This is a genomic window from Pseudomonas sp. ASL4, assembly GCF_056680395.1.
This window is the reverse complement of record NZ_CM155280.1, coordinates 594,664-605,906: the sequence shown is the minus strand read 5'-3', so window position 1 is coordinate 605,906 and position 11,243 is coordinate 594,664. Positions and strand designations below refer to the sequence as shown.

The window sequence follows — 11,243 nt, the reverse complement described above, 5'->3', positions numbered from 1 at the left end:
GCCTTACGCAAACAACTTCTGCACATTGTTCATCGCATCATCGGCAAATCCCTGAACGAAATCCTTGAACCCCGGCAGTGCCTCGGCACCACCTTGTGCAGGTTCGGCGATGATGGTCCAGGTCGCCCGAGACTTGCCCGCCCCCAGCGATTCGACGTTCATCGCCGCCCACAAACTGGCCACGCCCAAGGTGTTGTAGATCGTGGTCCAGGTCATGCTCAGCGCCTGGTCGTCCCGGGAGTTGAGTTGCTCGACCACCAGGTTGCCGTCCTTGAAGACTTTCTTGCGCAGGGACGACACGCCTTCACCGGTCATTTCGATGTGCGACAGCGCCGGGATGAATTGATCAAAGCCAGCAAAGTTACCGACTACCTCCCAGACTTTCAAAGCGTCCGCCGGCACATCCACCGAAGACGCCACATGGCAGCCGTGAGGATTTTTGATCAGGGTATCGGGTTGCAGAGTTGTCATGGTCTTGCTCCAGTTGGGTGGGTCAGATGAAATTGATTTCTTTGAGGTAGTCGCAGCCGCGACGCAGCAGCGCCGGGGATTTTTCCGGGTAGTGCGCGCCCATTTGTCGGACACCGGCCTGGGCGTTGTCGTGGCCGATCATCGAGATATCGCCGATGTCTTCCTCGAAGCCGTTTAGGTAGAACCCCAGTACGCCGAACAGCGCGTTGTCGCTGTCGACCCGGCCCAGTTGCTGTTGCCAGTCGGCGACGCTGACCATCGAAAACTGCCGGCCTGCTTCGCGAAACGAATCCACGTAGGCGTCCCAACTCAGTGGCTCGGGGTTGTGCAGGTTGAACACCGCGTGTTCCGGCTGATAACGGCTGGCGTGGAAGGCAATGAAACGGGCGAGGAAGTCCACCGGCATCAGGTCGAAGTTCAGCGTGAACTCCGGCACCTGGCCGAGCTGGATCGAGCCCTTGAGCATCAGCATCAAACGATTTTTGTGCGGCTGGCAGACGCCGGTGAGGCTGTTGAAACTGATGTTGCCGGGGCGATACAGATTGACCCGCACACCGCGTTCCCGTGCCCGCTCCAGGATCCGCTCGCCGACCCACTTGGACAGGTTGTAGCCGTTCTTGATGTAAATCGGCGGCGTCTGCGCGGCCGGTAATTCGAGCACTCGGCCATCGTCAGAAATCGTGCTGGACGCCGAGAGCGTCGAGACGAAGTTGAAGATCTTCTTGCTGCGCCCCTCACACAAACGCAGACACTCGAAAATCGGCTCGACGTTGTCCCGCGCCAGAGACTCGTAATCGAGCACGTGATTGACGTTGGCCGCGTTGTGCACCAACGCGCCGAACTCCCGGTCCAGTCGCTCGTAGACATCAACGGCAAGCCCCAAGGACGGACGCGTAATGTCCGCCGCGTAAACCCGCACCCGGCTCAAGTCCAGATGCTCCAGACGGTTCTCGCGTAACGCGTGGGCAAAGCGTTCCGCCGCCGATTGCCCGCCACCGTCGCGCACCAGGCAGGCGACCTCAGTGGCCCCCCACGCGAGCAACGCCTCGACGATGTGCACGCCGACAAAGCTGTTGGCGCCGGTGACGATCACCTTATGCACATCGCCCATACGACTGACCGGTAGCGGCTGCACATCCAGCTCGCGGAAAGCATCGGCCATGGCCTGTTCGCTCAACACTTCTTCGGTACCCGAACCGCGCACCAGCGTCGCCAGTTTCGCGATGGTCGGCAATTCGATGAATCGGTTGATCGAGATGCTGCGACCGAACTCCTCGCGCAAACGCAGCAACATTCGCGACAGCAGGATCGAGTGACCGCCGAGGTTGAAGAAACTTTCGTCGGTGGAAATATCGCTCGCCGGCAGCTCCAGCAACTCGGCCCAGATCTCCAGCAACAGCGCTTCATCGGCACTAGCGGGTAACCGGCGGGCGCTGTTTTCCAGCACGGTCACAGGCAGTGCCAGCAACGCCTTGCGATCAACCTTGCCGTTACTCGCGAACGGCATGCTCGCCAGTTCAGTCCAGGCGCCGGGTTGCATGTAGTCCGGCAGGAATTGCACGGCGTGGGCCTTCAGCGCTTCGCGCGCGGTGCCGGGTTGGTCTTCCTGAGGCTGGGCGAGGAAGGCCAGAATCCGTCGATGACTGTCGATGACTACCGCCACTTGCCGATATAGCTGGCTGTCCCGCAGGCAGCGCTCGATCTCTTCCGGCTCGACCCGGAAGCCGCGGATCTTCACCTGATTGTCCCGTCGCCCGCAGAGCTCGATGCCATCGCGGGTCCACTTCGCCATGTCGCCGGTGCGGTAGGCGCGCAGGCTTTCACCGTTCGGCAAGCTCATGTTCAGATAGCGCTCGGCGGTCTGCTGCAGGTTGTTCAGGTAACCCAGGCATACCCCAGGGCCGACGATGTACAACTCACCGACGCTCTGCTCGGCGACCGGTTGAAAGCCCTCATCGAGAATCAGCACCTGGCTGTTGGCAATCGGGCCGCCGAGGGTGCGGTTGTTGTCGCCGGGCCGCAGCTGTCGCGCGGTGATCAGCACCGTGGCTTCGGTCGGGCCGTAGAGGTTGTAGAGATTGCCCTGTCGCGTGAGTTGCTCGATGACGTAGGGTTCGCAGACGTCGCCGCCGGTCATGACGTGATCCAGCACCTGCAACTGCTCCAGCGGCAGAATGCTCAGCAGCGCCGGGGGCAAGAAGGCGTGGCTCAGTTGTTGATGACGGATCAGCGCCACCAATTGCAGCGGGTCACGACGTTGATCGTCATTGGGTACGACTAGCTCGGCGCCCTGCAGCAGGGTTGGGAAAATATCGATCAGTGACGAGTCAAAACTCAGCGATGAAAACTGCAATACCCGACTCTGCTCGGTCAGTTGCACATAGTCGGCGTACCACGCGGTGAAGTGCGCGAGGTTGGCCTGGCTGAGCAGCACGCCTTTCGGGTGCCCGGTGGTGCCCGAGGTGTAGAGCGCCATGCACGGCGCATCGAGAGCCGGTCGCTGACGCATCAATGGTTGATCAAGATTGACGTCATTGAGGTCGATGCGGCTGATGTCCAGCGCTGGCATCTCGGCGGCGAGCGGATGCTCACCATCGTGGAGCAACAACACCGCCCCGGCGTTCTGCAGAATGTACTGCTGACGTTGCAGCGGATGGCTCGGCTCCAGCGGCAAGTACACCGCGCCACTGCCGAGAATCGCCAGAATCCCTGCATACAACGCGCTGCATTTCGGCAGACAGATGCCCACCACCAACGAGCCCTGATGTTGATCGAGCAGCGGCTGTAAACGCTGCTGGATAGCGCGGCTGTGGGCATGCAATTGACGGTAACTGAGCGACATGCCGGCGATGTTCAGCGCAGGTCGTTCGGCGCATTCGATAAAGCGCTGCTCAAGCCGCTCGATCATCGGGATCCGGCCCAGTCGCAGCAGTTCGGGTTGAGCGGTGAGGTTGAGCTGATGGACGAAGGCCAGTTGCTCTAGATACAGCAGATTTTCCACGCGCTCGAAGTGCGCGAGTGCTGTCGGCTCGGTGCACCGAAAATACTCGGTATCCCGTGAGAAGCGACTAACCAGCAGTGCCACATGGTCCACCAATTCTGCCACCGCTCGCAGGCGTAATGCCTGGCCATTGCCGCTAGGTTCTTCGGCAATCGGCACGCGAGTAAACAGCGCCGAATCATATGAGCACAGCAAGTCCAGGGTTCGCAGTCCGGCGGACTCAGCCAAACCGAGACCCAGCTGTAGCGTCAGTCGCGGCACATCGCCGAGGTCGCTAAAGACCAGGCTGTCATCGTCGATCAGTAGGTCGACGTTGCCCAACGTTCGCTCACCAAAAGCGGCGGTGCGCACCAGTGAATGTCCATGTTGTTCGAGCTCTAGCGCCAGGTCGGTCAAGGCCTGGCTTTGTCCAATGAGCACAATGTCGAGACGTCTCATGATGTTCTCCTCGTTAAACCAGGTAGTCGCTCAGGGCTGCTTGAACGCATGGCGAATCAAGCAGCGAACTGCTGCGGAAAAACCGCACGATGTTGGCGACCAGCGGGTGATGGCGATTGATCGGGAAGGCCAGCCCCGACACTTCGCTCTTGAGTGCCCGGCGCGCGGCGTCGCTGATCTGCAAGGACTCGATCAACCGGAAGTCGAAGGACTTCTGAATATCGTTGGTCAGGTAGTGGCCGATGAACACCGGCAGGATCTGCGCGATGCACTGACGGTCGGCTTCGCTCGCGGTGTGCCAGTAGATGCGCACCAGTCGTGCCCAGAAACTTGAGTGGCGGCCCTCGTCCAGCAAGTGGTCGGCCATAAGCCCCTTGATCGACTGCTTGACCGTGTCGTCCTTGGCGAATGCCGCCACATCGCCGGTCACGGTGTTTTCGGCGATGGCCACGCAGATTAATTCCACGGCGCTGCGCAGGTGTTCCGGAGCGAGTGCCACGGCCGCTGGTATCGCTCGGCTCAGCTCGATTTCATCCGGCAGTTCAATCGGCGTGATACCGGTCATGGCAACGGTCTGCTGCATGAAATCCATCGCCACCAAGGCGTGGTAATCCTCGTCCACCACCACGGTCATGGCGTCGTAGCGGCAAGCGAACGGGAAAGCCACGGCGAAACGATTTTTGGCGATGCTACGGGCGGTCTTGTCGACGATCTCGGTTTCGAAAATCACCACGTCGTTGATGAACTTGTAGAGCGTCTGCACCAGGGCGAAGTCCCGTTGTTCGGGGCACTCGCGTAGGAAGGTTTCGCTCAGCACCAATGGCTGGCGACTCAACGGATAGATCAGCTTGTCGTCGTTCTCCAGCACACGCCGGGGGCGTGTGCGGATGGTCGCACGGCTTTCCCAGGCGTCGGCGAAGGATTGGTAGTCAGCGGCGTTCATGCGCTCACCTCGCCGACGGTTTCGCTCATGCTGACGCGCAAGCCATCCCACAAGGCAATGCGGCTTTCCACAGCGGCGATGGCGCTGGCGTAAACGTCTTCCTGACGTTGCGGGTCGCCATCGACCAACCGGGCGAGGAGCTTTTCGGCGGCCGGGCCGTGGTCCTCGGAGTCGACTTCGATGTGGCGTTCCAGGTAGTAACGGAAGGTCGGTGCCTGGTCGAGACCAATGCCCCAATCGTCGAGAATCCGCTGGAACATCTGCGGGATCACGCTTTCCCGGCCATGCAGAAACACCGCTGCCACGCTATGACCCGGCGCATGCAGCGCGGTGTGCAAGGTGTTGCGCACGAACTGTGCGGCAGCCGGATCGACGTTCACACTTTGCAGCGCCACGTCATAACTCACGCCTTCTTTTTGCAACGCCACGAAGCGCTCCACCGCTGCGGTGCTTGCACCGACTTCGCGCATCGCATCCAGGTACAACTCGAAATGGCTGTAGTGACCATTGGCGGGACGATCGTCGGACTCTTCACCCAGCACAATTTCGTTTATCAACCGCGCCGCTTGTGGGTCTCGCGGTGGCAGCCAGGGCAGTTGCACGCAGGTCAGTTCCTGCTGCAGGCGCTTGGTCAGCGACATGAAGTCCCAAACGGCAAAGACATGGGTTTCCATGAAGCGCTGCAAGATTGACAACGAATGTATTTCGCCAAAGATCGGGTGAGCGCTAAGTTCGGCTTTCTTTTGATTGAGACGGTCTTTAGTCGGTTTCATGGGCGAGCCTATAAGTTGTTGGAATACCGTGGGTTGTAACGAATCAATAAGCGATGGTTAGTTAATGTTTTATAGGGGCGAGCGCAGGCCTCAATCGAATTGATGTGTAGGAGTGGTGGAACAGTTCCAGGTAGAGCGCCGCGGGCACCGTGCCTGAGCATTGCTTGCTCGGATCCGGTAGCGGCGGAGAAAAACTAATACATCAATAAAGTTCCCGGCAAGTTATTTTTATTTTATTTGAAAGTTCAACTTTCGCGGGCGCGACAAGTTCCAATAAAACTTTTTATTTGAGTTTTATAGGGGTGAAGTTGCTCCTTCCGGCTTATATAAGTCAGAATCGAATAAGAGAGTGAATACCTCACTCAAAGCAACTTTATAACTGAGTTCGTTGGTTTGATCTGAGGGGGGAAGTTGGCCGGGAATACACCATCTACTTCCTTTCCCGTGGCAAGACTCCTTCCGTAGGTTCTTGGTGCGGCGACTGCCCCGCAGGTGCGGTGCGCCGTCCGTCATTATTGGGTTGGCAGACCCAAGAGTGAGCGTAAACGACGGCCGCCGCTATCGTTGGTGCGTCATTCTTGGGGTGCAATTATCGGGCTCGGGAGGGCATTACACGGCAGGGCCAAGAACGGCAGGAGCGGCATCGCAATACCGGCCCGGGAAGAGCAAAAGGGGATTTGTAAGAAGATTATTCGCCGAGTAGCCCAGGACGGGAGTCAGCCAAATGTTGCAGCCGCGCGGCGAACACATTCAGTGTGCTCGCTCACGTGGGTGGTTGCGGTTTACTTCGAGGTTTTCCTGCTCTGGGCGGCAGTGCTATTGAGGTAGCGCGTGATGACCTCGACGCCTCGGTTGAGGTGATGTTCGAGCAGTTTGACCGAGCGTTCGATGTCCCGCTCTTCGGCGGCTCGCAGCAGCTCCCGGTGATCTTCCTGGGACAATTTGCCCAGGCCCATCGCCTCGAGGTTGAAACGCAGGAAGCGTTCTTCTTCGTTCAACCCGTCTTCGACCAGTCGTAACAGCCGACGATTTGGCGCCTTGCTGTACAGCGCCATGTGGAACAGGCGGTTGAGCCGGCCAATCTCGGTGTAGTTGTGCTCGGTTTCCAGTTCGTCGATGTAGCGGGCAGCCAGTTCGAAATCTGCAGCTTCGAGCAAAGGGATTGAACGACGCAGTGCTTCGGCTTCCAGCAGGATCCGCAATTCATAGGTTTCTGTGGCATCGCCTTGAACCAGCGCTGCGACCACGGCGCCTTTATGAGCGACTACATTGAGCAACGCTTGCGCTTCGAGTTGGCGCAAGGCTTCGCGCACCGGCATGCGGCTGACGCCGAACAAGTCGGCCAAATCTTGCTGACGCAGGGCCGTGCCGCAGGGAATGCGACCGTCGAGGATGGCTGAGCGCAGGGTTTCTTCGATCACCGAGCGTGCCAGGTGAGCGGGAATCGGCCCGTTGACCTTGATGCTGTTCAGAGGATTGGGCTTCTGTGTCACGACAACGCACCCTGATTGACTGAAGTTGGTTTTGGATCCAAATGGACACTAGTGACTGCTGTACAGGTTGTCAAACCGTGTAGAGGATTGTCTCAAGGCTCGGCCTCGTGCGGACGAATTTTTTCATGACGCCCACCATTCAAAGTTTAGCGCGTCGTGAGTGATTGCACCGTGCCATTGTCTTTTGTCGGGCTAACCTTCACCATCAACCGATTCCCTCCTGCCTACCCTGGATGCCTCGCATTGGCGGTACGTTTCGCGATCCCTCGGATGTTGCGCTGGTTGTGCTGCGCGCTGCTGCTGGCCGGCGTCATGCTGGGCGGGTTGCATGCCGATTGGGATTTTTCCCTGATCAGCCGTCGTGCCCAGGCGTTGTATGGGCCTTTGGGCGAGGGGCAGCAACGCATCGATGCCTGGCAGCATTTGTTGGCTACCCAGAAACAGGTCGGCGAGCTGGAACAGCTCAAAGTGGTCAATCTGTTCTTCAACAAGCAAATGCGCTACGAAGAAGACATCGACCTGTGGCATCAGGAAGATTACTGGGCAACCCCCATCGAAGCCTTGTGGAAGGGCGCCGGCGACTGCGAAGACTACGCCATCGCCAAGTACTTCAGCCTGCGCCATCTCGGTGTTTCCAGTGACAAGCTGCGCATCACCTACGTCAAGGCATTGCGCCTGAACCGGGCGCACATGGTGTTGACCTACTATTCGACGCCTGAGGCCATGCCGCTGGTGCTCGACAGCCTGATCAACGAGATCAAGCCGGCCAGCCAGCGAACCGATTTGCTGCCGGTCTACTCTTTCAATGCCGAAGGCTTGTACCTGCCTGGCGCCAAGGGCAACAAGAAAGTCGGTGACACCAAGCGCCTGTCCCGTTGGCAGGATGTGTTGAAGAAAATGCAGGCCGAAGGATTTCCGGTCGAGACGACTAACTAGGAGCACGCGCTTAGATGTCTTTGTTCAAACAGCTGTTGATCGCTATCTGTCTGTTCCTTGTGGTCGCCTTCACCGGCAGCTTCATGGTCAGCCTGGAGAGCTCGCGCACCCAGTACGTCAATCAGTTGCGTTCCCACGCCCAGGACGCGGCCACGGCGCTGGCGCTGTCCCTGACACCGAACATCGACGACCCGGCGATGGTCGAGTTGCTGGTCAGTTCGATCTTCGACAGCGGCTACTACGCGAGCATCCGTGTGGTTGACCTCAAGACTGATAAAACCATCGTCGAGCGCAGCGGTATTCCGGCGGTGAACAACGTGCCGGACTGGTTCATCAAATTGATCGGCCTCGAAGCCGCGGGTGGTGATGCGCTGGTCAGCCGTGGCTGGGAGCAGGCGGCGCGAGTCGAGGTGGTCAGCCATCCGATGTTTGCCCTGGCCAAGCTTTGGCAGAGCGCGCTGGGTAGCCTGGGCTGGTTGCTGATCTGTGGCGCGGTGAGTGCGGTGTTGGGTGCGCTGTTGTTGCGCCGGCAATTGAAACCGCTGGACTACATGGTCAAGCAATCCCACGCCATCGCCCGTCGCGAATTCCTCAGCCTGCCGGAGCTGCCGCGCACACCGGAATTGCGCCGGGTGGTGCAAGCGATGAACCAGATGGTCGAGAAGCTCAAGGCGCTGTTCCAGGAACAGGCCGAGCGCAGTGAAAAACTGCGCATCGAGTCCTATCAGGACAACCTCACGGGCCTGGCCAACCGACGCTATTTCGAAATGCAATTGAACGCCCGGGTGAGCAACCCGGAGCAGGCCAGTTCCGGTTATCTGCTGTTGTTGCGGGTCAAGGATCTGGCCGGTTTGAACCAGCGTCTGGGTGGTCAGCGCACCGATGATTTGTTGAAAGCAGTGGGCGAGCAGTTGTCCCGCGAGTGTGCCAAGTACCCGGAAACCCAGAACCTCGTCACCCGGATTCGCGGTGGTGAATTCGCCGTGCTGGCGCCGGGACTGGTGCGTGAAGAAGCGCTGCAACTGGCGCAGAACCTCGACAGCGCATTGGCCAGTTTGCATGCGACCGGTGCGACCGACGTGGCTTCCGTGGCGTCTATCGGGTTGGCGCCATTTGTTCATGGCGACTCGCCGCAAGCGGTGCTCGGGCTGGCGGATCAGGCGCTGGCGCAGGCCGAAGGTCAGGGCGAACAGAGCTGGGCGTGTCTGGATCACAGTGCTTCGGCCAGTGTCGGCGATGACCATCATGCGTGGCACAACCTGCTGGATAGGGCGTTGAATCAGCAGCGGTTTGAGTTGTACTTCCAGCCGGTCGTAGCCAGTCAGGACACCGCGCTGGTGCTGCATTACAAAGTGCTGTCGCGATTGATCGATGATCAGGGCCAGACCATTCCCGCTGGGCGTTTCCTGCCGTGGCTGGAGCGCTTTGGCTGGACGGCACGACTGGATCGGCTGATGTTGGAATTGGTGCTTGGGCAAATGGCCGGGCATGAAGAGTCGCTGGCGCTGAACCTGTCTTCGGCGACGCTGGCGGACCCGCAGGCGCTGAATAAAATTTTTGAAATCCTGCGCCAGCATTCAGATCAGGGTGAGCGGCTGACCCTGGAGATTGGTGAGGAGCAATTGCCGGAGCAAGCGGTGCTGGAACAGTTGACCCGACGCCTGCGCGAGCTTGGGTTCTCCCTGAGCCTGCAGCGCTTTGGTGGACGGTTCAGCATGATCGGTAACCTGGCGCGACTGGGCTTGGCGTATTTGAAGATTGATGGCAGCTACATTCGGGCGATTGATCTGGAAAGTGACAAGCGTTTGTTCATCGAGGCGATTCAGCGAGCAGCGCACAGCATCGATCTGCCGTTGATTGCCGAGCGGGTCGAGACTGAAGGCGAGTTGTCGGTGATTCGCGAGATGGGGTTGTATGGGGTTCAGGGGCAGTTGTTTGGTGAGCCTAAGCCCTGGAAGTAAGGCTTTATAGTTGAGTCGTCAATGAGGCCGTCTTCGCGAGCAAGCCCGCTCCCACATTAGAGCTCAGTCGTTCACACATTATGTGTTCACTGAAGATCAACTGTGGGAGCGGGCTTGCTCGCGAAGGCGTCAGCACAGGCGCCGGAGTATTCGGCTGACGCCACAAGGTCCTAGGAGATTTCCTTCAAGTTGTAGCGGTGTTGGTGAACTTGTTTCGTCCAAAAGCCAAGGCTAGTCTGGCTTTGTCACTGAAAAATCGGTGACACGGACGTGCAAGTCCGGGTAAAAGACGACGCGCAACGCCATGGTTACTTGGCGAGCAAACTGATGCTCGTAGTTTCTGTTATGGCGGCTGTGCGTGGGAGATCTTTCTTTCGGGAACTATCTGCCGGGGTCCGTCTGCCCGGTCTTGCACACTCGCGCACAGCTGCCACCCTATTCGCGTGCAAGCGAACGGTAGTAGCTCCCAATACACAGATGGAGATACAACATGTTCAAGGTAACGCCGAATCCCCCGGAGCCCCGCAAAGGCAAGCTCTTCACCGTCTCCCCCGACGTCGACATTGAAGCCCTGTTGGCCAACGCCTCCGAAGACTCTTTATCCATCAGCGCCATCGCCGCCGACCTCGCAGATGATGTCGATGGCTCACGCCGTTGCGTCGCGTTGGCGCTTAGCCGAATGGCCGATGGGGTTCATTTGTTGGTAGAGCGGGCGCTGGATCACCTTGAATCGCCGCCGATTCAGACTCAGCCCCAGGCTTAGCGCTCACTTAGCATTGTTGGGCTGCGATCTTTTGCTTTTACCGGAGGCTTAGATCAACCCCGTCTCATCATCATCGATCAAATGGCTCAACCCGCCCAGCGCTTCCCGGGCCTGGGTCCGGTCCATCAGTTTGGCTTGTGCGGCGGCCGGCAGGTCGGTGACGCGGATCACGCCTTTGCTGGTCAGCACCTGAATCAAGTCGTCGAGTACCCGGATCATTTCCAGGTCGCTCTGCTTAAGCTGTTTGAGGCTGGTTTCCATCACTTCGTTGGCGTACCAGGCCTGAATTTCGTGATGATCAGCCGGCAGTGTTTCCGTGGCCTCGGCGTAGGCCGCGGCTTCCACGCGCACCAATTGACCTTGCGCATCGCGTTGCACGTAAAACATTGAGCATCCCTCAGAAATGGACCGGCGTCATGCTGTCAGCAGCATAGCCAACGCAGGCGAGTATGCGGTGCGGCGAC

Annotated in this window: 9 protein-coding genes; 3 read left to right on the top strand and 6 right to left on the bottom strand. The window is 58.9% G+C overall.

Annotation, left to right across the window (positions count from 1 at the left end; translation table 11 throughout):
* Positions 1 to 3 precede the first annotated feature (3 nt).
* The 5 genes from AC1MEW_RS02575 to AC1MEW_RS02555 all read right to left on the bottom strand — a co-directional run bounded on the left by AC1MEW_RS02575 (position 4) and on the right by AC1MEW_RS02555 (position 7,119).
* Complete coding sequence (locus AC1MEW_RS02575; RefSeq protein WP_201255821.1) at positions 4 to 471, bottom strand: SRPBCC family protein; 468 nt, start codon at positions 469 to 471, stop codon at positions 4 to 6.
* 22 nt (positions 472 to 493) lie between these two features.
* A complete protein-coding gene (locus AC1MEW_RS02570) occupies positions 494 to 3,910 on the bottom strand; it encodes an amino acid adenylation domain-containing protein (protein ID WP_480425343.1) in 3,417 nt (1,138 codons plus the stop codon).
* 13 nt (positions 3,911 to 3,923) lie between these two features.
* A complete protein-coding gene (locus tag AC1MEW_RS02565) occupies positions 3,924 to 4,853 on the bottom strand; it encodes a diiron oxygenase (RefSeq protein WP_201255823.1) in 930 nt (309 codons plus the stop codon).
* Positions 4,850 to 5,626 (bottom strand): DUF3050 domain-containing protein, encoded by a 777-nt coding sequence (locus tag AC1MEW_RS02560; protein ID WP_201255824.1) that lies wholly within the window; start codon positions 5,624 to 5,626, stop codon positions 4,850 to 4,852. The genes AC1MEW_RS02565 and AC1MEW_RS02560 overlap by 4 nt, the downstream gene beginning before the upstream one ends.
* Before the next feature lie 782 nt (positions 5,627 to 6,408).
* A complete protein-coding gene (locus AC1MEW_RS02555) occupies positions 6,409 to 7,119 on the bottom strand; it encodes a GntR family transcriptional regulator (RefSeq protein WP_201255825.1) in 711 nt (236 codons plus the stop codon).
* Positions 7,120 to 7,362: 243 nt separating this feature from the next.
* On the opposite strand from AC1MEW_RS02555, the gene lapG reads away from it, so the two are divergent.
* From lapG to AC1MEW_RS02540, 3 genes are all read left to right on the top strand, one after another.
* Positions 7,363 to 8,055, top strand: coding sequence for a cysteine protease LapG (gene lapG, locus AC1MEW_RS02550; protein WP_201192596.1), 693 nt, complete (start codon positions 7,363 to 7,365; stop codon positions 8,053 to 8,055).
* A gap of 14 nt (positions 8,056 to 8,069) precedes the next feature.
* Positions 8,070 to 10,016, top strand: coding sequence for a cyclic di-GMP receptor LapD (gene lapD / locus AC1MEW_RS02545; RefSeq protein WP_480425340.1), 1,947 nt, complete (start codon positions 8,070 to 8,072; stop codon positions 10,014 to 10,016).
* Positions 10,017 to 10,506: 490 nt separating this feature from the next.
* Positions 10,507 to 10,779, top strand: a complete 273-nt coding sequence (locus AC1MEW_RS02540) for a DUF6124 family protein (protein ID WP_201192591.1) — start codon at positions 10,507 to 10,509, stop codon at positions 10,777 to 10,779.
* Between the two features lie 48 nt (positions 10,780 to 10,827).
* Here AC1MEW_RS02540 and AC1MEW_RS02535 read toward each other — a convergent pair whose 3' ends face one another.
* Positions 10,828 to 11,166, bottom strand: coding sequence for a tryptophan synthase subunit beta (locus AC1MEW_RS02535; RefSeq protein ID WP_109627175.1), 339 nt, complete (start codon positions 11,164 to 11,166; stop codon positions 10,828 to 10,830).
* Between the last annotated feature and the right edge of the window lie 77 nt (positions 11,167 to 11,243).